Origin of the sequence: Sphingobacterium sp. MYb388, assembly GCF_037479535.1 — a bacterium.
Lineage (GTDB): Bacteria > Bacteroidota > Bacteroidia > Sphingobacteriales > Sphingobacteriaceae > Sphingobacterium > Sphingobacterium anhuiense.
On sequence record NZ_JBBGYV010000004.1, the window covers coordinates 363927 to 390561 of the forward strand.

Here is a 26635-nt window from a genome sequence, read left to right on the forward strand (position 1 = left end):
ACTTTTAGTAACCAATAGTTTGTTTCATTCCACTAGCGCTAATTTCATTAGCCGGAATCGGATAGATCATTTTTACAGATATAGCTGGTATATTCAAATTTTTACTATTAAGTCCAGTATTGATATGATCAGTTAGCTTCCTTTCTAAAGCCGTTCCAGTTCTGATCAAATCATAGATTTCATGTCCCTCTAGAGCTAATTCTTTCCGTCTCTCCTTTGCAATTCTATTTAATAACCCCACACCACTTTCAGTAGCCCTATCCCGTTGAAAATCGCCAGTTCTTCGTTTAATCAACATATTTAAATAACGAAGTGCCGCTTCTTCTCCTCCTGTGGCCCCATTTGCACAAGCCTCAGCAGCAATTAACACAATCTCTGAAAGCCTGATGACAGGAATGTTATGAATACTTAAGCCAGACCCACCACTTCTATTGATGTATTTCACAAAAGCATTCTTCGTCCCTTCCTTATCAGTCAATAGTAGATTAGCACGTGGATCTGCAACATATTCCTTCAGTAAATCACTAAAAGTCTGTGTCGCTAAAATATCTCCCTGTCCCCCTGCTCTAAAATCAAATTGTGCACCTAAACCATTACTCCCCGGCGAGTTATCATTTGTGACACTGAGCTCAAATATTGATTCAGAAGTATAATCTGAAAAAACATAATTCGTCAATCCCATCAGTTTTTCTTCAGGTATAACTTCCATTACTTTTTGAGCATAATGAAGTGCCATCTGCCAATTCTCTTGATACAAATATACTCTTGCCATAAGCGCCTGTACTCCAACTTTAGTAATATACTTGGAACTCCCTGCTGCGGGAACACTCTCCTTTAGCAAAGTTTCAGCCATCAGTAAATCGATCAAGATCTGATTGTATGTCTGTGCCAGGGTTCCTCTTTCAATAACCAACTCATTTGGTGTAAGCTTTAATGGAATCCCCTGTGACTTTCCTTTATCCTTTATCCATGGATATGCAAATGTTCTGGAAAGATCAAAATAGACCATTCCACGTAATGCTAAAGATTCAGCTTTAATTTGTGCACGAAGTGCATCATCACCAATAGCACGATCAATATTAGCCAAAATTAGATTGAGGTTGCCGATTACTTTATAACATTGCAACCATAATATCGACGCACTACCGTTGTTATTACCACTTTCTTCATAACGATATTCGATCTGTTCATAATTTCTTGGATTGTATATGGTTTGTACGAATCTAAAATCTGCACTTTTTACGGCAGATCGCTTATATAGCACTCTTCCCAAATAATTACCATTTGAAATTTCATTATATGATCCCGCGAGCAAGCGTTTTAACTTGTCTACCGAATTGATCACCAGTTCCTCTGATATGACATGATCCGGCTTTTGATTTAATAAGTCCTTCTGACACCCCATAAGGATTGTCAAAATCAGCATAAAAGCTCCACTTATATAGTATTTATTTCTCATGTAAGATATCTTATAATTTGAATTGAACGCCTATTAAAACACTTCTCGAAGTTGGCGTTTGAAATAAATTGACTCCATTAGTAATTGCTTCAGGATCAAAATCGTCTAATTTTGTCCATAAAAGCAGATTATCGCCTTGAATAAAACAGGTAGCACCTTGCAAAAACCTAAATTTATCCAAATGATAGCTCAACCGTATATTTCTAACCTTTAAATAATCGGCATTATATAGATGTCTGGTAGACACATCATTTGAAAAAGTATTATTACCATTAATACGTATTGGTACTTTTGAATCTGGATTAAGTGGGGTCCAAGGGTTCAATTGAGCTTTTGTGCTTGTAAACTGTGGTAAAAAACCATCATCATCACGTTTAAATGCAGTCCAATCATAAGCTTTGCCTCCAATTCCATAATTTAACAATACATCAAGACTAAATTTTTTGAAATTAAATTGATTTAAAAAACCTCCTTGAACCTTTTGTACAGCGTTTCCGAAAATTCCAAATCCGGCCTCCTCTGCATTTGTCGTCAGCTCGCCTGTTCTTCTTCCATCTTTAAGAACATGGTAGCTTGCCAAACCATTTTCATGGTTTACTCCAGCATAATCTCTTAGATAAAATGAATTTAAGCTTTCGCCAACTTTAGTAATAAGGGGATTTTGACCGTTGGATGAACTATAGGTCGGAATAAGATCAGATGGTAACTTAGTAATTTCATTATGGAGGATGGTCCCATTAATACGTGTATCCCACTTCAAGTCCTTATGGTCAATTACTCTGTATTTCATACTAAATTCCCAACCCCAATTCTTCATTTCGCCATAATTTTGCAATTGGCTAGTGAATCCTGTAGTTGAAGAAACTGGTATATTTAACAATAAATTGCTCGTTTTTTTATTAAAATAATCTAATGTAATATCTAAAGTATTAAACAATCGCGCATCTAAACCCAGATCAATATTTTTACTTAGCTCCCAAGATAAATTTGGATTAGCTAACTGTCCATAAGACAATCCCGATTCCGAAGCATAAGCCTTACCTGCCGTCGTGAAAAAACCTAAAGAAGCATAAGAAGCTGGCGGAAGATTTCCGTTAGTCCCCATACTTCCTCTAAGTTTTAAAAGATTAATTTTATTATGATTAATAAAATTCTCATCAGAGATTAACCATGCTCCCGAAACCGACCAAAAATTACCCCAACGGGAATCTTTTCCAAATCGCGATGAGCCATCACTTCGTATACTTCCAGAAATAAAATATTTATTGGATAAATTATAATTCAAACGACTGAAATAAGAAATCAAAGCATAGTTATCCGATTGACCATTCCATGACCACAATGTTCCAATACTGCTCGAAGACAATAATTCATTATCCAAAATATCATATCCTGAATTATTAATGGACTTCATTTTGGATTCCTCTGCCTCAAATCCAGCAAGAATATCAAAAGAATGCTTATTTATCCTATTTTGATAAGACAATATATTAGAAGTCATTAATTGAGAGCGCTGTCCCTGAGCAACATAAAGCGCCCCATTCCATTGTCCTCCTCCAGCTCCAAATACTTTATTATCATATAAAGTCTCTTCCAGACTTTGATGATCAATACCTAAAGTTGATTTAAATTTAATTGAATAAGGTAATACTAATTCTGCAAAGGCTGCCCCCCTTAACCGCAAATCTTTATTTTCATATTTCCCCACTTCAATCACTCCGATAGGGTTAGCATTTTTTTCAATGAGATTTGGTAGGTCTGCTATTCCCTGATAACCGTTTTTATCATATATAGGAGCTGCCTGCGGCAAGACCCTAGCCATAAATAAAGGATTTAATCCGCCAACGTATTCTGAATCATACTGTCCGCTATTACGGTCTGATTGAGCGACAGATAAATTTGCTCCTAAGTTTAACCATGATTTAGCCCTATTCTCCATATTCAACCTACCGGATTTTCGTTCGAGGTCAGATTTGATAATCGTACCATTTTGTTTTAGATATTCACCCGATGCGTAAAAAAGAGTCGACTCATTCCCACCACTTGCTGCAATAGAATACTGTTGTGTAGTTCCTGTTCTGTAAATGGCATCTAACCAGTTTGAATTCGCATCATCATGACCATAAACGGAAGAATAATCTTTTTGAGCCAAAGATTGATAATGTTGTAACAACTGTGAATCGTTATAAATACGGGTATAATCCGATCCTTCATTATTTTGAATATATTGATTCACCTGACCAACTTGCCAAAGCTGTTTAAAGTCCTGATTTGAAATAGTCTTCTCTTTAGTTAGATTAGAAAGTATTCCGCCTTGCGAAAGTACACTGAGAATAGTTTCCCCCTTACGTCCTTTTTTTGTCGTGATTAAGATAACACCATTTGCAGCTCTTGAACCATACAGAGAAGCAGCGGCCGCATCTTTCAAAACAGTAATACTTTCAATATCATTTGAATTGATAGATGTCAGTGGATTAATTTGATTAACGGCACCGTTACCTCCTATTTTTGAATTGTTATCACTGTTCATAACAACTCCATCCAATACATAAAGAGGTTCTCTAATTCCATTAATCGAACCCATCCCCCTAATCTGAACACTCGACTTACCACCAGGTTGACCGGTAGTATAAACATGAAGGCCTGTCACATTTCCCTGCAATGAATTCTCAAAACTTGCCGCTGATGTTTTCGTTAAGTTATCCGCTTTTATCTCCTGTAACGAGCCCGTGAAATTACGCTTATTGGCACTGCCGTATGCAGTCACCACAACTTCATCAATAATACTCGACTCCTCTTCTAGCGTAACCAAGACTTTATGCCCTGCATTAACTTGGATAAGCTTATTTTTAAAACCAACTGCAGAAAATTGCAATGTGGCAGTATTATTATTAGTTTTTAATGAAAATTGACCGTACTGGTTCGTTTGAGTGCGATTAACTGTTCCCGCCTCGACTACAGTCACATGAGCAATTGGCTTACCCTTAGCATCCTCAACGGCCCCAGTAATCGTAATCTGTTTAAATAAAATCTGGTCTGGATATACTCCTGCAAATAGCGTCCGACTATTGATCAATTGCAATGTAATGATCAAGCCGAGCACATAACCTAGTCCCATAGGACTTTTAGATAGTGGCATAATGACATAAAATACTTGTTTGGCTCACATGACAGTCGCTTACATTATAGTTCATATAATGCAACAAAAAACTTCATAATCGGAACCATCCAATTGTTAAAACTGATGTAAAATAAGGCCTGTAGCCATAGGATACTGAATTGAAGTTCTCTAAAACTTCAATTCAGAAACAAAATATTTTATGTAAACTGGGGAGGACGAAAAGGATTTCCTAGATATATTTTATGATAATAAACTGGGATATAAGCAACTTTAATAGATTTTTGTATAATAGGACTTAAGAAACAATGTTGAATTTCTTTGATCCAATCAACTTGAACCATTGCATTATCAACCGGAAGGCGATCAGATTGTTCCTTTTTCTTGGATTCTGCGATTTTCTTAGCCAAAAAACAAGAACCATCACAATGCAACATCGGTTTATCTTTGTTCACACAAAAATACTCCTTGATATAGTCGACATTCGCCAAATAAAAAAGCGTAGGAACAAACGGTTTCATTAGAAAGACCATAGTCATTGTCATAATAAAAATTCGTCCTAGATTCATTCTTTGTTGTAAGTCAATTTGGGCAAAAATAGCTTTTATAAATATCCAAAACAAAGATTATCTATTAAAAATAAATAGCAAATACTAAAGTGAATATTCACACAAATAAATACAACAAAATATATAACAGTTAATTATAAAACTTTTCTAACTTAATAATAGAAGTATAATTCCAATCAAAGCTGGTAATGCTTGCTTAAAAAAAATACCTTTTTCTGCTGTTGCACCCCCATAAATACCCGCTATAAAAACACAACTTAGAAAAAACAAAGCTATATTATGTTGCCATAAAGAGTCTCCTATTAAAAGCGACCAAAAAAGACCAGCAGATAAGAAGCCGTTGTAGAGGCCTTGATTTGCGGCTAGAACTTTGGTATCCTTAAATAAGTGTTTAGGTAAAGATCTAAATGTTTCCTTACCCTTGGTTTCCCATGCAAACATCTCTAACCATAAAATATAAAGATGTTCTACAGCAACAATACCAATCACAATTTTTGCTGTAATTCCAATAATTCCTTCCATATAAGTAATATAAAAATGAATTTAATCAATATTTTTTAATAAGAGGTTTATCAATAATATATAGTAAGAAATTAACACTTACCTTTTATGCATCAGTAATAATGGAATACTGGTATTTAATGTTAACTTTTTTGTTTCGCTTTTATGAAATAAATTTTCTAAAAAACCTCTTTTAAGAGGTACTGCAACAATGAGCCCAACTTGTTTAGACTGTGCAAATTGTAGTAAAACCGGCACGGTATCTTTACTTTTTAAATAGTGAAACTCAGGATTGAGATCATCGATAAGCTCATGTAAAACGGTCTGCTCCTGTACTAAAGATACCGCATCCATATCATTTTCCTCACCAACATTGACTACAAAAAGATGTGCGTTTAGATCACGTACAAACTCTTTTAGCTTCTTATCAGGAAGAATTTGAACAATATTTTTTAGGTCGCAAGCCAGCATTACATTATCCATACGATATGATTTCGAGTTTGAAGGAACAAGCAGAAGATCTAAACTATGGTTTTTCATTAAATGGGCAGGTATTTTTCCAACACTGTTTTTACCCCCATCATCACTTCCATTTATACCTAATACGACAAGATCAATATTCTTCTCCTGTACGATTTCATGAACAGCCTCAACAACAGGTTTAGAGTCAATCAGAACATCGATCTCGACATCTTGCAATACTTCTAATAATTCATTGCGTAATTTTTGAAGTGTGGCAATTGAATTTTCAAATAATTGATGTTCATCACCTAAAATAGGAATTTTAATCCCATCAGGCACCAATGTGTCAATACCTTGGGGGCCAAATGAATGATAAATCAATATCCGTTGTATACCAAGCTGTAATCCATTTTCTTTGATATAACCTATTGTTTGCTCTGTAGCGGAAGAAAAATCGGTGAGAATAAGAATAGACTTCATAATCAAATCATTTAATTGATAGCTACATATTCATTTTACTAGAAAATAATTGACCAACAAATCAATATTTTCCACATTAAATATCCACACAACAATTATGCCTGTATAATGAACCTAAACAATATAACACAGTAAAAATGACAACGATTATATTAAAATAAATCATCGAATCGAGTACTGGCTTTCATTGATTATAATACTAATTTTCATTAAATTAGTAATGAACTAATCTATGAGCAAGATCAATGGATTAATATTGGTCCTTATAAAAATTTAGGGAATATACTTTCAAATCAGAAAAGAGCATGTTCGACATCTCATTAAATCATTAATGAACGATCATAAATGAATTCAAAACTATACGTACACTCAATAAACGAAACCACTACAAAATGACTAATTCCAAAATTAAAGTGATCATCACCGGCGCAAGTGGAATGGTCGGAGAAGGTGTCCTACAGGAATGCATTGCTGATGATAAAGTTCAAAGTATTCTTGTCATTGGTAGAAAACCTTGTGGATATTCGGGAGGGAAAATTAAGGAAATCCTGCACAGCGACTTTAGTACTATCTCCGTTATTTCTGATCAATTAAAAGAATATGACGCATGTTTTTTCTGTGCCGGAATTTCATCTTTAGGCATAAATGAAGATCAATTTACCAAGATTACTTATGATCTAACCTTAGGTTTTGCAAAAACCTTTGCTGAGGTCAATCCCAATAGCATATTTTGCTACATATCTGGAGCGGGTACGGATAGCAGTGAAAAAGGGAAACAAATGTGGGCAAGAGTAAAAGGAAAAACAGAAAATGATCTTTTGAAACTTCCTTTTAAATCTGTTTACAATTTCAGACCAGCATTTATGAAACCCAATAAAGGGGCTAAAAATGTAAAAGGATTTTACAGAGTAATTAACGCTATTTTTCCATTATTGAGAGCATTCAATAAAAACTATTTTTTAACGTTACAAGAGGTAGGAAAAGCGATGATAAATATTACTGTTAACGGATATCCATCACATACTATAGAAGTTAAGGATATCGCAATTCTTGCTAATAATAAATAAGGAGAATCCAATTTCCCTTAGTTCCTATTAAAAAATATTATTCACTAAATATGCACCACATAATTATTTTACATATTTATCCCCTATAATCCAATAGAGCAATTTGCGATTGCTCTATTGGTATTATTCGACAACAACTATCTTTCAAACTAAGGCTACATGAGATAATACTCCTCCCACCCTTTTGCAGGTGGAGAGCCGGCCAATAAAGCATTAGCAAAAATGTCATTGACAATTTCGTTCTTTTCAGAATCAAAAATAAGCTTTGTATTTAAACGCTGTGCAATAACACCTAAACAAAAAACTTGACTCAATGGCCCGGCTATTTCAAACGGCGATCTTGTTTTTTCTTCACCTTTACATCCCTTTAAGAAATTAGCAAAATGGTCTGATGGCGAATTTGGTACCACAGGTAACTTTGACTGCAGTTCTTGCGCTTTAGATTCTGGAATGATTTGTAACGTACTTCCATGTGAACCGCCTTTAAATAGAAGATCTTTACTATAGATAATTTTACCTGGGTTCAATTTTGCTGGTTCAAGCTTCCCTGTACTTGGTGCAGGAATATTTGGATCTAATCCTGAAACACCATAACCTTCAGGTATCGGAGGAAGATTGTTCAATCCATCGTACCAATTAATATCTACTGCAGGCATTCTCCTTCTTTTTGGAAAATGAAACTTAAGTGTAGAAGACATCGGAAAGAAATATGAATTATGTCCTTCCAGATTAACGGCTGTAATTTCAGTAGGTAAACCCAGATTAAGAAATTCATGAGCAGTATCCAATATATGTGCTCCCCAATCACCAAGTGCGCCCATGCCAAAATCATACCAGCATCGCCATTGCCCATTGACGAAATCTTTATTATAGTCATGCCCCATAGTCTGCATCTGCCACAGATCCCAGTCCAATGTCTGAGGAACAGCTGTAGCAGCTGGAAACCTTTTCATATGCACATCCCAACCATGCCATCTACGAGGCATATTCATGTGTGCATCAATACGCGTCACATCCTTAATAATTCCAGCATCTTTCCATGCTTTAAATTGAAAATAATTAGCTTCCGAATGTCCCTGATTACCCATCTGCGTGACTAGCTTGGGGGATTTCTTTGCTTTATTTGTCATCAATTCAACTTCCAGAAAAGTTCTTGCCATAGGTTTTTCTACGTAGACATGCTTCCCAAGATCTAAAGCTAACATTGTAACCGCGAAATGGGAAAAATCAGGTGTTCCAATACTTACAGCATCAATCTGATTAGACATTTTATCAAACATAATTCTGAAATCCTTAAATCGGGGTACATCAGGAAACATCGAAAGAATCTCCTGTGTATGTTTAGCGCCCAGATCAACATCGCAAAGGGCAACAATATTACATAAACCGGTCTTATACAACGATTTGATGATTTCTCCAGCTCTGTTTCCCAAACCTACGCAAGCTAAATTAACACGTTCATTAGGCTTCGCCAAATTAATGTTTCCAAATACACTATTTGCCATTAATACAGCTCCACCCGCTAACGCAGATTTTTTCATAAAACTTCTACGCGATAAATAATGATTCATACTTTTATAATTTAGTTACTAGCATTGATTTTAATACTTCGGAATGATACTTGATCGCCATGATCCTGCAATAGAATATAACCTTCATTAGCCTCTCCAAAATTCACCCAATCCTTATATTTGCTTTTTGCAACCAAGTCCTTAAATTCTTTAGAACCTCGTTCATAGCTCAACATTTTAACACCATTCAAATAGTGTTCAACTTTATTATCGGCAGTCACTACAACACGACCTCTATTCCACTCACCAATTGGTCTGCGAGCACGTCCATCTTGATTTGATGTCATCAAATCATACAGTGAAGCCAATGTACGATTGCCATCTCTACCTAACTTTGCGTCTGGATGCAACTTATCGTCCAACACCTGATACTCCAAGCCTATAGCAGATCCTTTTGTCTTCTCTTTGAGTGTTACAAAATATTTAACGCCGCTATTAGCTCCCGGACTGAGTTTAAATTCAAATGATAGATCAAAAACCTTATATTTATCTTTTGTCACAATATCACCACCATTAGTGGACTCACCACCATTGGACTTCAAAACCATTAATTGCCCATCTTTTACTTCCCAACCCTTTTCCGGAAATTTTGCCCCATTAACACTACGCCACCCATTGCTGCTCTTTCCGTCAAATAGCAATTTAACTCCATTTTTTTTCTCAGAAGCAACTACGTCGTTAGGTTTTAGATTTACGATGTAAATATCTCTAGGAAAAGCACGAGATTTTAAATTAGAAGTTTGGATCTTGATATTTTTAAAGTAAACCTTCTTTCCATCTAATTTCTCAGGTATACTATGTACTTGTAGACCTATAAATCCAGATCGGTCAATTGTATCCACGACATAGGAGACCGGAATATCATTTACCCAGGTACGTAACTCATCTCCAATAGCTTCAATGCGGATATGATTATATTCTTCTTGCTTATAAGCCTTCTTTGCATTTTCATTTAGATCCAGCGGATAAAGCCAACTACGACGTGCCTCATCATATATTCCACCAGTCCATGATCTTGAAGTAGGATCAATTTCAACCTGACGACCATACACCCGGCCAAGTCCGCCATTCGCAGTAGGGTCTAAATGACTCCGTGTCTGAATACCCGAATTTGTTTGGTCTCCCTCAAGTTTCACATCTAGCTCTAATATAAAATCACCGTATTCCTTATCGGTGATTAAAAATGAATTAGGTGTCCCTTTAGTCATCCGTCCAACAATAGCATCCCCTTCTACAGAATAGGGTGCCTTGCCTCCTACAGATTTCCAGCCATTTAATGTTTTCCCATCAAATAGACTCATCCACCCTTTTTCTGTATCTGTATTCATCTGAGCATATGAGAATACGCCATTACTTAACATTGCACCGATAAAGACTGCTTTGACAATTGCATTTTTTTTCATTGGAATTATATTTTTAAACAAGATGAATCACGTATAAAGCATGAATTGATCTATAATAGTTTCACCTACATAATTAGTTATTGAGCACAAGGCTCATTTTATTCATATTTAATCAATATGATCAGGACAATCACTATATGTTTTCACATAAATTGCAATGATAAATGCTTTAGTAAAAACAATAATTAAAGAATCTATGAAATTAACTCATAAATATGATTATTGATCAAGAAATAATATAAAACGGTTTACAATTGAAAACATACATCATGGTAATTTTTCAATCAGTTGGTTTATCATTTTATTAAAATTAAAACAATAGTATCAATTACATATCTAAAAATCCACCAAAACAAATTAATTATTTACGAAAACGTTTGAATATGTCACTTATAACACATACTTACATTTCATATGCTACACTAAAAAAACAAATTAGCGCATTTAAATAACCGCAAAAAGATGAATTTACATTAATTAACAATTATTTTAAACAAAAATCTATTAATTACTGTTATGGAATCAGTAGCGATAGTGAAAAAATATTTCATTAAGTAAGGTACTTAAAAAGCATCAATTAACATATTAAGCGAACCAGATTAGCTTAGATTTTAGAATGGAAAAATAATTTTAAAAAGAATGCTCATTATTTAGTAAAAATTAGAAATAAGAAAAAATCAGTATCATGAAAGAAATCACCTCAAAATTTGAAAAAGTACTTAATGCATCTAGTTCTTATGGTAATGTAAATCACGAACCCGATTCAAGCAAAGAACAACAGCGAAATACTCCTCAGAAATCAATGCCATTTTCCGATCAAATTGGTAATTATCAACGCAATAAAGGTATTCCCCCAAAATCGTATCAAAATAGTAAAGTGTATATTATTGGAAGTGGTATTGCAGGTATGTCGGCCGCTTACTATTTCATAAGAGATGGACATATTCCTGCAGAAAACATAGTCTTTCTAGAGCAACTTCACATTGATGGCGGTTCCCTGGACGGATCTGGGAATGCTACAGAAGGCTATGTGATTCGGGGAGGACGAGAAATGGATATGACCTACGAAAATTTGTGGGACATATTTCAAGATATTCCTGCTCTTGAAATGCCTGAACCTTATTCAGTTCTTGATGAATACCGTTTGATCAATGATAATGACTCCAACTTTTCCAAAGCACGGTTGATCCATAACAATGGAGAAATTAAGGACTTCAGCAAATTTGGATTAGCAAAATTAGACCAGCTTGCTATCATTAAACTTTTATTAAAGAAAAAAGAAGATTTAGACAATATCACGATATCGGATTACTTTAGTGAATCATTTTTGAGCAGTAATTTCTGGACTTTTTGGCGAACCATGTTTGCTTTCGAAAACTGGCATAGTTTATTGGAGCTAAAACTATACATGCATCGCTTTCTACATGCTATTGATGGGCTAAATGACCTATCTTCGCTTGTATTTCCAAAATATAACCAGTACGACACCTTCGTTACACCATTACGCCGTGTATTACAGAAAAAGGGCGTTAATATCAGATTAAATGTATTAGTTAGTGATCTACATATTCACAGCAATACGGAAGGGAAAACCGTCGAAAGTATCATTACTGAACAAGATGGAAAGGAAGTAATCATTCCAGTAGGAAAGGAAGATTTTGTGATCGTTACTACAGGCTCTATGACCGAAGATACGTTTTATGGCGACAATAAAACAGCACCCATTATTGAAATCGATAACAGTACAAGTGGACAAAGTGCCGGATGGAAATTATGGAAAAATCTCGCTGCTAAGTCGGAAGTATTTGGAAAACCAGAGAAATTTTGTAGTAATATTGAAAAGTCATCGTGGGAATCAGCTACATTAACTTGTAAACCTTCTGCTTTAATTGATAAACTGAAGGAATATTCGGTAAACGATCCATATTCTGGAAAAACAGTTACTGGAGGTATAATTACGATTACAGATTCCAATTGGTTGATGAGTTTTACCTGCAATAGGCAACCCCATTTCCCTGGACAACCTGACGATGTACTCGTTCTATGGGTATATGCATTGTTTATGGATAAACAAGGTAACTACATCAAAAAAACAATGCCAGCATGTACAGGAGATGAAATTTTGAGCGAATTATGTTTTCATCTAGGTATTGTGGATCAATTGGATGATGTGATTAAAAACACCATAGTAAGAACCTCATTCATGCCATACATTACCTCCATGTTTATGCCTCGCGCCAAAGGAGACCGCCCAAGAGTAGTCCCAAATGGTTGCAAAAATTTAGGCCTTGTGGGGCAATTTATTGAAACAAATAATGATGTCGTGTTCACCATGGAAAGTTCGGTGAGAACAGCACGAATCGCAGTATATGAATTACTGAACCTGAATAAACAAGTTCCAGATATTAATCCTTTACAATATGATATCCGCCACCTCTTGAAAGCGGCTAAAACTTTGAACGACGATAAGCCTTTCGTTGGAGAAGGTCTATTAAGAAAGGTGTTAAAAGGTTCATACTTTGAACATATTTTACCAATAGGAAGTAACGAAAATGATGATCATGAATCTTTTGTGCAAGAACAGATCACCAAGTTTAAAGACTGGATAAAAGGTATAAAAGGCTAATCAGCAACATGAAATCCAATGTAATTACAACAGTTACATTGGATTTTTTATTTTAATCATCGCAAACGATACAGTTAAAAAGAGATTTTCTTAATATTTCCTATTTGGATGATTTCGCATAATGGAATAATAAGACGCTGTAAAAGCAGCTAAACTTTTATATCCAACCATAAAACCGATTTCACTTAAAGTATGTTGTTTCGTATCGATGAGCTCAATACTCTTTAGCACCCGAATAAGTTGTATGTATTTTTTTAAAGTTATTCCTGTTTCCTTTTTAAACAAACGCTGCAGTGTACGGATTGACAATGTGGACTGCGCAGCAAGTTCTTCAATTTTAAGGTTTATAGTATAGTGATTATTTATATAATTGCAAACAGACAACAAACGTTGATCTCCAGGTACAGGTATTTGTAAGTAATTGCTCTCTTTGCAAAAATTAGGCAGGCTAATCTGCAATGCTTTTAAGAATATAGCCTGCTCTTCATCCTCAGTAAGAAGTTTATTCCATTTTGATGCGTACCGAAGCATCTCTATTAAAACAGCCGGTGCAGGAAATACATGAATGTCCTGAAAAAAACTGTTTTCTAAATCAGATTTAAATAAGACGACCATAAGTTTCACCTGTGAAGCTTCCGAAACAACACGATGTTTGAGACCCGAAGGAATCCAGATAACATGATTTTTAGGAACAAGGTATATATTACGATCCAGATGAAAATACTGGTACCCCTCTTCTACAAAAGTTAATTGACTTCGCGCATGAAGATGCTCATGTTCATCATGTTGCCAATTATCTTCATACCAAACATACATATCCTTTGGAATAAGATCTACATAGATTCCTTTACCTTGTTCCGTAAGTCCGCATTTCGATCTGTCGTTTTGCATGTTGTTTTTGGCAAATTTACTAAAAATGACTTACCTAATTTTGTAAGGGAACATAATAATTAAGATCTATGATTAACTTACGTAATATATTAATCGCATTAATATCAATATTTTCAATTGTAGCACACGCACAACAAAAAAAAGCGCGTGTACTTGTACTCATACATTCCGACAATGGAAGCACTTATGAGCTCGCTAAAGAATTTGCAAAAGGACTAGAAAGTTCCAATCAAGCAGAAGCAATTATCAAAATGGTTAAAAAAAATGAGCATGCAAAATTAAAAGAAATTCCTGTTGCTACCCCAAATGAACTTTCATCATATGATGGAATAGCTTTTGGTTCACCCATTTATTTTGGGAACATGAGTACTGCTATGAGCGAATTTTTATCAAAGACTGTCGATCTTTGGACAAAACATGGTTTGGAAGGTATGCCTGCTACCGTTTTCATGTCTGCAGGTAGCGGCGCGGGTAAAGAACTAGCCATTCAATCCATTTGGAATAGCCTCGCTGTACATGGGATGATACTCGTTTCAAATGGCATTCGTGGTAATGAAAAAATTGACGTCAAAATTCCACAAGGTAACACGGTATTGGGTACAACAAGTCTTTCCTCTGCAAAAAATGTCGAAAGACCAAGCGAAAGTGAGCGCTATTTAATCAAGCTCCAAGGTGAAAATTTTGCCAAAATTGCACTTGCCTTAAAAGGCACCTTCTTTAAGAGCACTGTTACTTTGTTAGAAAATAAAACAACAGTTGCATCAACATTAAAACAAAAAAAGATTACACTACCAGAAGTTCCCCAACCAGCAGGTAATTACAAACCTTACATTCGTACAGGTAATTTAATCTTCATCAACCAGGTAGCGTTAAAAGACGGAAAGATTCTTAATCCTGGAAAATTAGGAAAAGAACTCAACGAACAACAAGTAAAAGAAGCGACCAGAACAACAATGCTGAATGTGATAGCTGTGCTAAACGAAGCTGTTGGCGGAAATCTCGAACAGTTTAAACGCTGTGTTCAGTTAACTGGAATATTCAATACACCCGAAGGTTATACCAAGCATGCTGACTTAATGAACGTAGCCTCTGATCTTACAGTTGATGTTTTCGGAGAAAAAGGAAAGCATGCCCGCGCAACATTTGGTGCATCTTCCATTCCTGTAAATTCTGCTGTAGAAATTCAAGCTATCTTTGAAATTGACTAAAAAAATTAAGCTTCATTGTTCATCAGCTAAAAACTTCCATTTCGTCCTAGAGCTTATAGAAATCTGGTGGATCCCTATCTTTTTTAATTGAATCCCATTATCCTTGCCCTGTTAAAGGAAAAAATAAAATATATTTGCCACAGATCACCAAATGATGTTACTAAAGTGAAAATAAGCAGGTACATCAGAAATTTATTTAGAAATGGAAATAAGAAACAGCACAGCTCATGATATTGAGGATATCTTCAAAGTTTACGAACAGGCCTCAGCATATAAACTACAAGTTGGTAATAAAGGATGGAAGGGGTTTAAATTAGCTCAGGTACAAAAGGAGATCGATGAAAATAGACATTTTGTTATACTAGAAGGATCAGTTGTAGCTTGTACATTTGTACTTACTTTCAAAGATGATGTTATCTGGAAAGAATCTGCTAACGATAACGCAATTTATATTCACAGAATAGCGACAAATCCTCTATTTAGAGGAAATTCTTATGTAACAAAAATCGTCGCTTGGGCTAAAGAATATGCAATTGCAAATGAAAAAAAATTCATTAGACTAGATACTCATAGTGGGAATGATAAAATAAACAACTACTACATAAGCTGTGGTTTTATGTTTAAAGGAGTGAGTCAAATTAAATGGACCCCAGAATTACCTGAACATTATAAAGAAGGATCATTTAGCTTGTTTGAGATAGCATTATAAAAAAACTATTCGCTTCTTATTCTCAGCAAGATAAGAAGCGAATACTACATATTGATCCAATAATTGATCTTCATCATAAAAGTATTGCTTGCGGGTAACCCAAACATCCGATCTAGATTATTTCCCCAGCCGGTTTGATAAATCTCGTCACGATTAGATCGATTATGTTCCCAGACAAGATACAAAGTAGATCCAGGAAGATACTCCCAGCGCGCAACTAAGTTTGAGCGAAATTCATTAAAACTAAAGTTTGGATCTTTGAACTTTAGCACATGGTTTCCTTTATCAACTTCATAAACACCTGAATTAAAACTTAATTCCTCTACAGTAAACGTTCTAAAACGATCCTCATAAGTGTGAGAATCTGTATTCGCGGCTTCTTTAAAGCGATCATATTTAGCAACTGAAGTGAAAGGAGAACCATAATATTGAATTGAAATATCAGGTGTTAGATTCATCTGCATATTTAAGGTAATACCATAGGTTTGTTGTTTCATACGCCCCATAACATAGGTCGTGCGATCTATACTGTTTTCCGTTGGTAAAATACTATTTACATATTGCAGATTATCTTTATTCCATGCATAATTTAGCTGTCCTGTAAGACGAACATGGTCCCCTAACCGGAAAATCATGCTTGGGTGTATTGCATTATACCCCGTTTCCTGTTCCAAATAGTGTCGCCCATTATAATCTAATTTAAAAACGATCCGTTTTGCACGATCTGAACTAACCATTACATTAGATTCAAAATTAGAATTCAATCTTAAGTCTGGCCCTCCACGAAGTTGACGGCTATCAATGGTATTCCAGTTAAAGGTTTCCTTGATATCCATTTCGATACGACGTTTCGTACTTAAACTCCTCCAACGGAGTGCAATATTATTATTAATAGCCTTTCCACCATAATTCCACATATTTTTCTGCGTTAGATTAATTCCTGCAAAACGAAATGGGCCCCATGGATCTGTTTTTCGATAGGTGATCTCAGATTCATTAAATTTAAAATCAGATTGACGAAGATACCCCACATTGTTAAGATCGAATCCCGGTGATGACCAACTAAAAGTTTCTGCAAAATTCCATTGCGCATTTCCTCTCTTACCCACTTTTACATAACCACCTGTACCTTGTAAGGTCTTCTTATCCGGATCTAAATTCAGATACCCCGAGCCTGATTCACGTTGATAATAGTGGGTCGCATTCATTTTCGTATTAAGGATCGCATCCGCTGAGCCATGTAAAGTACTGAACATACCTTTTGCATCGATATAGTAAAGACGCTTAGCAAAGTACTGCGTAAAATCAACTCCACTTGTGAAAGCATTTTCAACCATTGCATCTTCCAGATGTTTTCTTCCTAACTTACGATTTACCGAAGTTACCATACCACCTAATAGCGTATTACCTTCCCAATTTTTTTGTACACGAGCCACCGTATAATTGGTTAAAGGCTCTGTAATCTCTTTATCGGGTTCACCATTTCGCATCACTTTAGAATTAGTCTCCGCAGTAATGCTTTCCAGAAACCCAACTGTAACACCATTTCTGTTCGTGCCCGTTAACTTCATAGCACCTAAAATGGGAATAGGATTTGGTGTGCTCGCAAAACTTGTCAGATTATCTATATTTTTGGGTTGATAAGTAGGCATTGCTCCTATTCTACGGGAGTAAAACATCATCCCCTCTTCATTATTATCAAACTCCAAAATATGTTTACCTTCAAGAAAAAAAGGTCTCTTTTCATCATAAAAAATCTCGAAAGCAGATAGATTCATGACTGACGGATCCAGTTCAACCTGACCATAATCTGGATTTATAGTCATATCCAGTGTAAAATCATTCAGTGCAAATTTCGCATCTAAACCCGCAGTGGCTTGCCACCTGCTCCCTTTCTGAAAAGGGCTGTTAGGTACTTTCGGATTTCGGACAAATTTGCTCATCGTGTATGGCAAAAATTCAATTCCTCTTGGCTTTGGCAAGTCTGTCATACCGTGCATCTCTCCAAAAGAAAAAACATGTCCATTATTTTTTATTGGAATTAAACTCCAATTCTGGACCTCATTATTTCTCCGAATGATACGCCTTACGTGTAAACCCCAAATACCATCTTCATTTTTCTGATTATAACGTAATTGACTAAAAGGAATCCTCAGTTCTGCCGTCCAGCTTGAATCTGCAAGGTCGATATTCGTCCGTCCTTCCCACACAGTATTCCAACTCAGATTGACAGATAATTTATCCGTCACCGTCAAATCTGTCTTATTTCCCCCGAGATTAACATTAAATTCAGATGCCACACGATAATCATGATAGGTGTCAAATGCAATACTGATCAAATCTCCATTACTGTTATCATCGCGATTACCAATAAATTCATTCATGGTTTCCGGGTGTACATCCTTACAATAAACTCCTACATAAACATTTTCATCATCATAAAATATTTTCATCCGAGTCCATGAGGGTGTATAAACGCGTTCAAAAGGAATTACCTGAGAAAACTTTTCCGACCATTCTCCCTTATCCTTCCATATAGTTTCATCCAGTTTCCCATCAATTCGAGGCTGTTCTCCTGTAAGTTTTGTAATATGATACGCTCTTTTATAAGCGCTGTCTAAAGAAACGACCTCTTTTCTTTGATCCTGAGCCTGACATAGACTATGGATGAACAAAGAAGCCAGGAAACAATAATATTTCATAATTATCCAATTATTTTTGTAGGTTCTATATAATATTGGTGTTATATATAAGTCAATCGACCAAGTTAAATAAAATAAATCATACTATAATTGAATTTGCAACAGATTATTAAGATAACTTCCTTTGTTAAGAATTAAGATTCATAAAAAGCATACCGAACTCAGTTCCTAGCATCAATCTATAAACATCCCAACAATATTTCTCGCAAGTAAATGGAAAATTAAATGAAAACACTATCTTAGTAATCAATAGCTAATTATTTAAACCTTTTTATGATTAATTCCACTAATAACACGACCATATACTGGAGTTTTGGAAAAAAAATAGGATTCCGTTTTTCTTTCGTTTTTATTTTATTATTTATAGTGATATGTAATAACGGTTCATTCCCTCTATTCAGCTTCATCAATAGACCATTGATTATGCTAATGCATATCTGTACACCATGGTTTTCGAAAAATATATTAAAATATCAATACGACTATTCCATTTTCTCCAACGGTAGCGGAGATACTTCTTATGACTGGGTAACACTTCTGATATTAGTTATCATTGGAGTTCTGGGAACCATCATTTGGACCTTGATAGATACAAAAAGAAATAATTACAATAAGTGCTATTATTGGTTGACGGTCTTTATTCGCTATTACATTGCATTCATGCTCATCAACTATGGTGTAAGCAAATTGATGCATGCGCAAATGCCGCCTCCAGGATTGACCAAGCTTATGCAACCTCTAGGTGAATTTTCTCCAATGGGATTGGCATGGAATTTCTTTGGTTTTTCGAAAGGATACAATATTTTTATTGGTATTGTGGAGGTAATGGCAGGCCTACTCCTGTTTAGGAAAACAATGGTTTTAGGCGCTTTAATCACAGTGGCTACAAGTTTAAATATAATGGCCATAAACTATTTTTACGATGTACCTGTAAAGTTGATGTCAACTGCACTAGTCTTATTATCGGTATTTTTATTACTTCCATATCTCAAATCTTTAACAGACCTTTTTTTCAAAGGCGAGGCTAGTCAACTTAAGCAAATTAATAGGCCAGTGTTCAATAGAGTATGGAAAAAGTGGGTTGCATCGATATGCAAAGTCTTAGTGATTATGCTGTTTATCTCAACCCAGCTATTTGGTGTTTTTAATCAAAAAAAAATAATAGCACAATATTTCAAAAAATCGCCATTGTATGGTATCTATCAAATTGACACAACTTCAGAAAAAAGAGTTAGCATACCCAATGATTGGTCATTTCTAATCTTTGAATATGAAGGAAATGCACGAGCTCGTGATAATTTTTACAATGTACAACGAATCGGAGTCGGCTTTAATACATCAGAAAATAAGATGACCTTAAACAATTACACCTTTGATTATAAACTGGAGGAGAATGGTGATGTGCTATTAAAAGTAAAAATAAAAGAGCGATTCGAAGAAATCAGACTTAAAAAAAGAGATCCGAAAACATTTGAGTTAATGAATCGTGGTTTTAACTGGATACAGGAATATCCGCACAACAAATAATCGTATCCAATCATTAATCAAAAAAACTCTTATTTAAATAGCCTGCTAAAGAAAGAACCTGAAGATTCAATGGCAACATACAATTCTTCATTTTCAACTTTAGTAGGGTATATCTTAATAAAATCCCCTTGTCCGGGACAACCTGTGCCACTTGTCAAATTAAATCTATGCCGGTGATAAGAACAAACAATCTCTTCACCTTCGCACCAACCCGTTACAAATGAAGCTCCCGCATGTGGACATTTCCTAGAAAATGCTTTCCAGCCATTTGCATTATGCAAAATACACAACCGGGTACGCCCCGCTTCTACCTCATAAATTCGGTCTTCAACATAAATACTCGCCTTATCGATCTTATACCATTGCAACATAATTAAAGATACATAGAAAGTTTCGACTTATTTTTTATCTTTGCGTAAATTCAAAAAACTAGCATATTTTATGGCTTTACAATGCGGTATCGTTGGATTACCTAACGTAGGTAAATCAACACTATTTAACTGTTTGTCTAACGCTAAAGCACAAGCGGCAAACTTTCCTTTTTGTACTATTGAACCAAATGTTGGGGTTATCACTGTTCCTGATACCCGTCTTAATAAATTAGCTGAATTGGTTAATCCTCAAAAAATTGTTCCAAATACAATTGAGATTGTTGATATCGCTGGTTTAGTAAAAGGCGCTTCTAAAGGTGAAGGTCTTGGTAATCAATTCTTAGGGAATATTCGTACAACAAATGCAATTATTCACGTTTTACGTTGTTTCGATGACGGCAATGTGATCCATGTTGATGGATCTGTAGATCCTATTCGTGACAAAGAAATCATTGATACTGAGTTACAGTTGAAAGATTTGGATACTGTTGTGAAACGTATTCAAAAAGTAGAAAAAATGGCCAAAACAGGTGGAGATAAAGATGCAAAACGCACTTACGAAATCTTATCTATTGTAAAAGACCATTTAGAAGCTGGTAAATCAGCTCGTACAGCACCTCTTGAAAAAGACGATTTCGATTTCATTCAAGATTTAGCATTACTAACTGTAAAACCTGTATTATATGTGTGTAATGTGGACGAAGCTTCTGTCAATACCGGTAATGCTTATGTTGACCGTGTAAAAGAAGAAGTTAAGGATGAAAATGCACAGGTATTAATTATTTCTGCTCAGATTGAATCGGAAATTGCACAATTAGAAAGTTTTGAAGAGCGTCAGATGTTCTTAGATGATCTAGGTTTAGCAGAATCTGGTGTTTCTAAATTGATCGTGGCAGCTTATTCACTACTGGACTTAGCAACATACTTTACTGCTGGTGTGCAGGAAGTTCGTGCTTGGACAATTGAAAAAGGATTTACAGCCCCACAAGCAGCAGGTGTTATCCACACAGACTTTGAAAAAGGATTTATCCGTGCAGAGGTCATTAAATATAATGATTTTATCGAATTAGGATCTGAGACAGCTTGTAAAGAAGCTGGTAAATTATCGGTAGAAGGAAAAACATATATTGTTGAAGATGGTGATATTATGCACTTCAGATTCAATGTATAATTAATATTAAAATAATTAGAAAGGGCTGAAAATAAATATTTTCAGCCCTTTTCGTTTTAGTCATATAACAATACACCCGATACATTCCAGCTGCTGAAGCTTGTTCCCTCGCTTTCGCCTTGCGGAATATGAACACGGACAGTATGCTTTCCAGCTTTAAGTTTTCCTATATCGATAAAAATAGGATAAGTTACCGTTCCTGGACACCAATTAGAACGACTCAAATCCGAAGAAGATAGACCATTAGCAAAATTTCCGGAAGCAGGATTACTTAATCGATATGATCCACAATCATTACGCCATGGTGTAAAGCTAAATAACGGCACTTCGTTAAGAAATATACGATTTGTTTTAGGGACAAATTCATCACCATTCCCCCATCCACCATGTCCAGTAGTAACATAGCGCAGTTGAACATTGTCCGCATCCTCCTTCAACTCAAAAGTTACTACCAAACCTTGATCCTTATTGAACATCGTTCCGTACTCCTGCCCACCCATTTCCATTACATTAGTAGTATTAAAAATTGGCAGTAATTTTTTTAATGATTGGCTTCTATCAAACCCCGGATGTACCGTCAATTCAAGACTTATCTCATGGCCATTTTTATCATAATTTCCAATAAAAGCACCTACATAAACTTCCTGATCACTGATAGCCCCCGCAAGCTCGCTGATATCCTGTCTATATAATACAGAATCTTGCCAGGTCTTGCCCTTCAATTTTAAATAATTAAATTGACTCACACCAAAAGGTGTAAAGAAGCGCATAAGCTCTAAGATAGGAGAATAAATAGCCGTACGGATCACACCTTGGTATTTTTTACCATTGCCATTATCATAAAACGGTAGCGTATTCATCCCTTTTTGCATACCATCTAAAAAAGACAGTTGCTGATCTTGAGGAATAATAAAAACAGAACCTGTACGATCGTAAGCGTCACCTTTAGATTTTTCAGTCAATTGCACAAATACAGTTTGTCCTGGATTAATCTTTGGAATTTTTACTTTTTTAACAATGACAGTACCATTTGCAAATCTTAAAATACTATCCGATTTACTATCATCGGAGAAGCTGATCTTTTCATTTTTAAAGACAGGAACTTGTGTAAACCTGCTTTTCCACAGCTCATCTTTATAGGTCAAATCATCAACATAAACCAATGACTGAGGCAAGTTTAATGACGTTGGCCATTCCTTTAGTTTTTCAATTTTACTTGCTGTTACTGCAGAATTACCATTACGGACTACTTCAAGTACAAAGCCAAGGTTCTGCCCTAAATCTGAAGGACCACCTTTTACCTTCAGCTCGGTCGTATACCAGATATCAATGCTATTCGAGTTTACACTAGTTTTTGCCCTATAGCAAGTATAGCCTAATATTTTTTTAGTTTCCTTAGTAATTTCCAAATTTTGTTTATTGATCGCATTGGAATCAATTGTACCTATTTGTTTCATTGCATTGACCCGTGTCATCTTATAATAAGCATTTGAAGGTCTTTTAATAACAAAAATCTCATAAGGCATCTTCGCTTCACCGTTCATAATCTTACGGCTTGTAATCACTGTTTGCTCGGCATTTGCATAAACTAAAGTCGGATCCTGCGATTCCATAACTTTATTGTTACTGGAACGCTGATATTCAACTAAAATGCCTTTCTGAGCATAAAGTGATTGGAAAAAAAAGAGAGATAGAAATAGATATAATATACGCATAGTATGGAATAAATGATTAATCTTCAAATTTAAAAAAATGATTGATAATATGGCTATAAAATAGAAAAGCCTGAGAGAATCGAGCGATTTCCCAGGCTTTAAAGTACCTCTTGAAAGAGGTAATCAACCTAAACCTACGTCAAAGGTAAAATATATTTATTATTCTTACAAAATAATTATTTGAACACTGAAAAAATAATAAGGAAATATAGTGTAAAACGATACGTTATTTATTATTTTTCAATAAAAAATAATGCTAAAAATACCATTACTGCAACTCTTTTAACCAGTAATAAGATATCAGTATGCCCCATTTGATATGGTGTAAATCCAACACAATAACTTTTTTTGAATAAAAAACAGTGAAATCGAATTAAAACCTATATAATTAGAAAAATGACAATATTAAAACTTAAAAGATAAATAATATCGCTATAAATAAATAAAGGTTTTCAAACGGGGAGAATGAAAACCTTTAAAACCAATTATAAACCTAAATTATGATGCAACAAAGATAGTGTATATATTACACTATAACAAATTATTTATTCTTATTTTTTTTAATAATATTAAATTGTAGTGATTTTACTACAATTTAGAATGATTCTAAGTGTTTTTATATCCTCAGATTATCTTTATCTTTGTATAAAATCAGAAAAACACATGTTTACAGGAATTATAGAAACCTTAGGAAAGGTCAAAGATATTGTCAAAGAAGATACAAATATTCATTTGTATATCGAGAGCCAGATTTCCAATGAATTAAAGATAGATCAAAGTGTAGCCCATAACGGAGTTTGTTTAACCGTTGTTGGAATTGAAGAAAATTTGCATCAAGTAACTGCAATTGATGAAACACTGCAAAAAACAAATCTTCAAGATTTAAAGATTGGCGATGTCATGAATATAGAACGTTGTACGCAGGCCAATGGACGTTTTGACGGACATATTGTACAAGGTCACGTTGATCAGGTAGCAACATGTATTAACAAACAAGATCAAGATGGAAGTTTCGTATTTACATTTCAATATGATCCAAAGCTTCAGAATATCACAGTTGAAAAAGGATCTATTACAGTAAACGGGATTAGCCTGACTGTAGTTAACTCTAAAATTGATCAATTTTCTGTCGCAATTATCCCCTACACTATTGAACACACAAACTTAAAAAATGTAGAAGTAGGTACAAAAGTAAATCTGGAATTTGATATCATAGGCAAATATGTATCAAAAATTATGGCTTTGAGAGGTTAATCTCAAAGCCATATTTCATGTTACTCCAAATAATGTCCTTGTCGCATCAGCAATGCCCTGTACTTATTAAAGACACTTGATTTCGATACAAAGCCGAGATAATTCCCATCCTTATCAATCACTGGTAATATCCATACATCATCTTTTTTCATCTTGAGCATGACCGACTCCATATCTTCTTCATGTATTTTAACAAGATCAGTAGGTGTTTCCGCTAACTTACTAAAAGGTTGGTCGATACCTTCCTCCTCACCCAATAAAATAGAAAATAAGCGTTCGCTATATAAGATACCGAGCAATTTGCCCTTTTCAGTAACAATAGGAAAAATATTACGCTTACTGTGAATAATATCAGACTGTCTCATTTTAGGGGTTTCTTCAGGTCTTAGTATGACAAAATTAGTTTCTAAAACATACCTTACCTTCATCATACTCAATACAGATCGATCCTTGTCCTCGTAAGACAGCAAGTCTCCTGAATCAGCTAAAACTTTCGTATAAATAGAGTATTTCAGTATCGACCTATTAATTAAATATGAAATGGAAGTGACAAGCATTAGCGGTACCATCAATCCGTACCCTCCAGTGATTTCTGCGATTAGAAAAACACCTGTCAATGGTGCATGCATGATTCCACTCAAGGCGCCGGCCATGCCGACCACTACAAAGTTAGGAACATTCAATTCTGTTATTCCTGTCAGATTGACTCCATAAGCAAAAGCAAAGCCCAATAGCCCGCCCATCACCAGACTAGGACCAAAAACACCTCCGTTTCCACCACCATTAAGGGTAAACAGAGCGGCAAATGATTTGGCAAAAAGAGTTAAGACCGAATAAGCTAATATTACAAGCCCGATATCCTGATAATCTGCAAATAGACTATTCTTAACAATGGCATTAAATTGACCATTCAATATTTGCTGAATCGCAATATATCCTTCTCCGTAAAGAGCAGGGAAGATAAAGATCATCAACCCCAATGATATGCCACTAACCCACACCTTATTGTAAGGATTTTTAATATTAGTAAACCAATTCTTGACAATACTGCTGATCTTCGCAAAATAAACAGAATATCCACCAACCAATAAAGCTAACAATAAGTAGAAAAATAGTGCTGATACCTCCCACTCCGTACTAAAAGTGTGAAATAGGGGTTCACTATATAATGATTGTGCAACTACCGATGCCATTGCAGCCGAAATCAGTAACGGAATAAGCACCGGAATAGAGAATTCCGGTAATAAAATTTCGATGGCGAACACCATCCCTGCTAAAGGGCTGTCAAAAGCGCCTGCGATACCAGCTGCAGCCCCACAAGCCAATAGCATCGTCACCTCTTTATATTGCAAGCCAAAAAACCGTCCCGTATTAGATCCGATGGCAGATCCACTCATCGCAATAGGTGCCTCTAATCCACAAGATCCTCCAAACCCAACGGTTATAGCCGAGGTGACTATCTGCGAATAGACATTGTGAACAGGAATCTGACTCGATTTTCTGGAAATGGCATAAATAATCGGTGTTATACCGTGCTCAAGATGTTTTGCCTTTAGCACCTTACGCACATACAAGACACTCAAAAGAATACCTAATAATGGGAAGAATAAATAGAATGAATATTTATAATGCCAATCCACATCATCCTGTAAGGTCGAAGCAATAAAGTGCGTTAATGCTTTTAACACAGAAGCAGCTATACCACCTATAATCCCGACTACAAAAGCTAAAATAATGATAAAGTTTCGATTCGAAATTTTATGCATCCGCCAATGATTAAGCGCATCTAATTTTCTATTAAGCCTGCCCCTTAATGTTTTACTATTCATTT

General features: G+C 35.2%; 19 protein-coding genes. 7 read left to right on the plus strand and 12 right to left on the minus strand.

Annotated elements, in window-relative coordinates; all coding sequences use genetic code 11:
* Positions 1 to 4 precede the first annotated feature (4 nt).
* From WH188_RS15330 to WH188_RS15350, 5 genes are all read right to left on the minus strand, one after another.
* Positions 5 to 1459 carry a RagB/SusD family nutrient uptake outer membrane protein gene (locus WH188_RS15330; RefSeq protein WP_339424294.1) on the minus strand — a complete coding sequence of 485 codons (1455 nt, stop codon included), beginning with the start codon at positions 1457 to 1459 and terminating at the stop codon, positions 5 to 7.
* A 10-nt stretch (positions 1460 to 1469) separates the two neighbouring features.
* Positions 1470 to 4598 (minus strand): SusC/RagA family TonB-linked outer membrane protein, encoded by a 3129-nt coding sequence (locus WH188_RS15335; RefSeq protein ID WP_168126663.1) that lies wholly within the window; start codon positions 4596 to 4598, stop codon positions 1470 to 1472.
* A 179-nt stretch (positions 4599 to 4777) separates the two neighbouring features.
* Positions 4778 to 5200: a hypothetical protein gene (locus WH188_RS15340; RefSeq protein ID WP_339424295.1), complete on the minus strand. Its 423-nt coding sequence runs from the start codon at positions 5198 to 5200 to the stop codon at positions 4778 to 4780.
* Positions 5201 to 5293: 93 nt separating this feature from the next.
* Positions 5294 to 5668: a DUF1304 domain-containing protein gene (locus WH188_RS15345; RefSeq protein ID WP_021188319.1), complete on the minus strand. Its 375-nt coding sequence runs from the start codon at positions 5666 to 5668 to the stop codon at positions 5294 to 5296.
* 78 nt (positions 5669 to 5746) lie between these two features.
* Positions 5747 to 6589, minus strand: a complete 843-nt coding sequence (locus WH188_RS15350) for a universal stress protein (RefSeq protein WP_021188318.1) — start codon at positions 6587 to 6589, stop codon at positions 5747 to 5749.
* 392 nt (positions 6590 to 6981) lie between these two features.
* On the opposite strand from WH188_RS15350, the gene WH188_RS15355 reads away from it, so the two are divergent.
* Complete coding sequence (locus WH188_RS15355; protein ID WP_021188317.1) at positions 6982 to 7656, plus strand: hypothetical protein; 675 nt, start codon at positions 6982 to 6984, stop codon at positions 7654 to 7656.
* Between the two features lie 155 nt (positions 7657 to 7811).
* Here WH188_RS15355 and WH188_RS15360 read toward each other — a convergent pair whose 3' ends face one another.
* Both WH188_RS15360 and WH188_RS15365 read right to left on the minus strand, forming a co-directional pair.
* The gene (locus WH188_RS15360; protein WP_168126665.1) at positions 7812 to 9227 is read right to left on the minus strand and encodes a Gfo/Idh/MocA family oxidoreductase; all 1416 of its coding nucleotides are present in this window, start codon (positions 9225 to 9227) and stop codon (positions 7812 to 7814) included.
* Positions 9228 to 9238: 11 nt separating this feature from the next.
* Positions 9239 to 10630 (minus strand): 3-keto-disaccharide hydrolase, encoded by a 1392-nt coding sequence (locus WH188_RS15365; protein WP_168126666.1) that lies wholly within the window; start codon positions 10628 to 10630, stop codon positions 9239 to 9241.
* 685 nt (positions 10631 to 11315) lie between these two features.
* Here WH188_RS15365 and WH188_RS15370 point away from each other — a divergent pair.
* The gene (locus WH188_RS15370) at positions 11316 to 13256 is read left to right on the plus strand and encodes an oleate hydratase (RefSeq protein WP_132768418.1); all 1941 of its coding nucleotides are present in this window, start codon (positions 11316 to 11318) and stop codon (positions 13254 to 13256) included.
* Between the two features lie 90 nt (positions 13257 to 13346).
* Here the strand turns inward: WH188_RS15370 and WH188_RS15375 are convergent, their stop codons facing one another.
* Positions 13347 to 14147, minus strand: coding sequence for an AraC family transcriptional regulator (locus WH188_RS15375; RefSeq protein WP_168126667.1), 801 nt, complete (start codon positions 14145 to 14147; stop codon positions 13347 to 13349).
* Between the two features lie 68 nt (positions 14148 to 14215).
* Between WH188_RS15375 and WH188_RS15380 the strand changes: the two genes are divergently transcribed.
* Both WH188_RS15380 and WH188_RS15385 read left to right on the plus strand, forming a co-directional pair.
* Positions 14216 to 15355, plus strand: a complete 1140-nt coding sequence (locus tag WH188_RS15380) for an Atu1372/SO_1960 family protein (RefSeq protein WP_339424296.1) — start codon at positions 14216 to 14218, stop codon at positions 15353 to 15355.
* A 202-nt stretch (positions 15356 to 15557) separates the two neighbouring features.
* On the plus strand, positions 15558 to 16064 hold the full coding sequence (locus WH188_RS15385; RefSeq protein ID WP_168126669.1) for a GNAT family N-acetyltransferase: 507 nt from the start codon (positions 15558 to 15560) through the stop codon (positions 16062 to 16064).
* A gap of 44 nt (positions 16065 to 16108) precedes the next feature.
* Here the strand turns inward: WH188_RS15385 and WH188_RS15390 are convergent, their stop codons facing one another.
* Positions 16109 to 18766, minus strand: a complete 2658-nt coding sequence (locus tag WH188_RS15390) for a DUF5916 domain-containing protein (RefSeq protein WP_339424297.1) — start codon at positions 18764 to 18766, stop codon at positions 16109 to 16111.
* A gap of 273 nt (positions 18767 to 19039) precedes the next feature.
* On the opposite strand from WH188_RS15390, the gene WH188_RS15395 reads away from it, so the two are divergent.
* Positions 19040 to 20293 (plus strand): hypothetical protein, encoded by a 1254-nt coding sequence (locus WH188_RS15395; RefSeq protein ID WP_339424298.1) that lies wholly within the window; start codon positions 19040 to 19042, stop codon positions 20291 to 20293.
* A 29-nt stretch (positions 20294 to 20322) separates the two neighbouring features.
* Here WH188_RS15395 and WH188_RS15400 read toward each other — a convergent pair whose 3' ends face one another.
* The gene (locus tag WH188_RS15400; RefSeq protein WP_132768430.1) at positions 20323 to 20664 is read right to left on the minus strand and encodes a Rieske (2Fe-2S) protein; all 342 of its coding nucleotides are present in this window, start codon (positions 20662 to 20664) and stop codon (positions 20323 to 20325) included.
* Positions 20665 to 20734: 70 nt separating this feature from the next.
* On the opposite strand from WH188_RS15400, the gene ychF reads away from it, so the two are divergent.
* Positions 20735 to 21835 (plus strand): redox-regulated ATPase YchF, encoded by a 1101-nt coding sequence (gene ychF, locus WH188_RS15405; protein WP_339424299.1) that lies wholly within the window; start codon positions 20735 to 20737, stop codon positions 21833 to 21835.
* A 56-nt stretch (positions 21836 to 21891) separates the two neighbouring features.
* Here the strand turns inward: ychF and WH188_RS15410 are convergent, their stop codons facing one another.
* Complete coding sequence (locus WH188_RS15410; protein ID WP_430981161.1) at positions 21892 to 23550, minus strand: GLPGLI family protein; 1659 nt, start codon at positions 23548 to 23550, stop codon at positions 21892 to 21894.
* A 663-nt stretch (positions 23551 to 24213) separates the two neighbouring features.
* Here WH188_RS15410 and WH188_RS15415 point away from each other — a divergent pair.
* Positions 24214 to 24804, plus strand: coding sequence for a riboflavin synthase (locus tag WH188_RS15415; protein ID WP_132768434.1), 591 nt, complete (start codon positions 24214 to 24216; stop codon positions 24802 to 24804).
* A gap of 20 nt (positions 24805 to 24824) precedes the next feature.
* Here WH188_RS15415 and WH188_RS15420 read toward each other — a convergent pair whose 3' ends face one another.
* Positions 24825 to 26633 carry a chloride channel protein gene (locus tag WH188_RS15420; protein WP_021189328.1) on the minus strand — a complete coding sequence of 603 codons (1809 nt, stop codon included), beginning with the start codon at positions 26631 to 26633 and terminating at the stop codon, positions 24825 to 24827.
* Positions 26634 to 26635: the final 2 nt, after the last annotated feature.

Coding starts and splice junctions, on each gene's coding strand:
- WH188_RS15330 (WP_339424294.1), bottom strand. CDS start 1,459: ATGAGAAATAAATACTATATAAGTGGAGCTTTTATGCTGATTTTGACA.
- WH188_RS15335 (WP_168126663.1), bottom strand. CDS start 4,598: ATGCCACTATCTAAAAGTCCTATGGGACTAGGTTATGTGCTCGGCTTG.
- WH188_RS15345 (WP_021188319.1), bottom strand. CDS start 5,668: ATGGAAGGAATTATTGGAATTACAGCAAAAATTGTGATTGGTATTGTT.
- WH188_RS15350 (WP_021188318.1), bottom strand. CDS start 6,589: ATGAAGTCTATTCTTATTCTCACCGATTTTTCTTCCGCTACAGAGCAA.
- WH188_RS15355 (WP_021188317.1), top strand. CDS start 6,982: ATGACTAATTCCAAAATTAAAGTGATCATCACCGGCGCAAGTGGAATG.
- WH188_RS15360 (WP_168126665.1), bottom strand. CDS start 9,227: ATGAATCATTATTTATCGCGTAGAAGTTTTATGAAAAAATCTGCGTTA.
- WH188_RS15365 (WP_168126666.1), bottom strand. CDS start 10,630: ATGAAAAAAAATGCAATTGTCAAAGCAGTCTTTATCGGTGCAATGTTA.
- WH188_RS15370 (WP_132768418.1), top strand. CDS start 11,316: ATGAAAGAAATCACCTCAAAATTTGAAAAAGTACTTAATGCATCTAGT.
- WH188_RS15375 (WP_168126667.1), bottom strand. CDS start 14,147: ATGCAAAACGACAGATCGAAATGCGGACTTACGGAACAAGGTAAAGGA.
- WH188_RS15380 (WP_339424296.1), top strand. CDS start 14,216: ATGATTAACTTACGTAATATATTAATCGCATTAATATCAATATTTTCA.
- WH188_RS15385 (WP_168126669.1), top strand. CDS start 15,558: ATGGAAATAAGAAACAGCACAGCTCATGATATTGAGGATATCTTCAAA.
- WH188_RS15390 (WP_339424297.1), bottom strand. CDS start 18,766: ATGAAATATTATTGTTTCCTGGCTTCTTTGTTCATCCATAGTCTATGT.
- WH188_RS15395 (WP_339424298.1), top strand. CDS start 19,040: ATGATTAATTCCACTAATAACACGACCATATACTGGAGTTTTGGAAAA.
- WH188_RS15400 (WP_132768430.1), bottom strand. CDS start 20,664: ATGTTGCAATGGTATAAGATCGATAAGGCGAGTATTTATGTTGAAGAC.
- ychF (WP_339424299.1), top strand. CDS start 20,735: ATGGCTTTACAATGCGGTATCGTTGGATTACCTAACGTAGGTAAATCA.
- WH188_RS15410 (WP_430981161.1), bottom strand. CDS start 23,550: ATGCGTATATTATATCTATTTCTATCTCTCTTTTTTTTCCAATCACTT.
- WH188_RS15415 (WP_132768434.1), top strand. CDS start 24,214: ATGTTTACAGGAATTATAGAAACCTTAGGAAAGGTCAAAGATATTGTC.
- WH188_RS15420 (WP_021189328.1), bottom strand. CDS start 26,633: ATGAATAGTAAAACATTAAGGGGCAGGCTTAATAGAAAATTAGATGCG.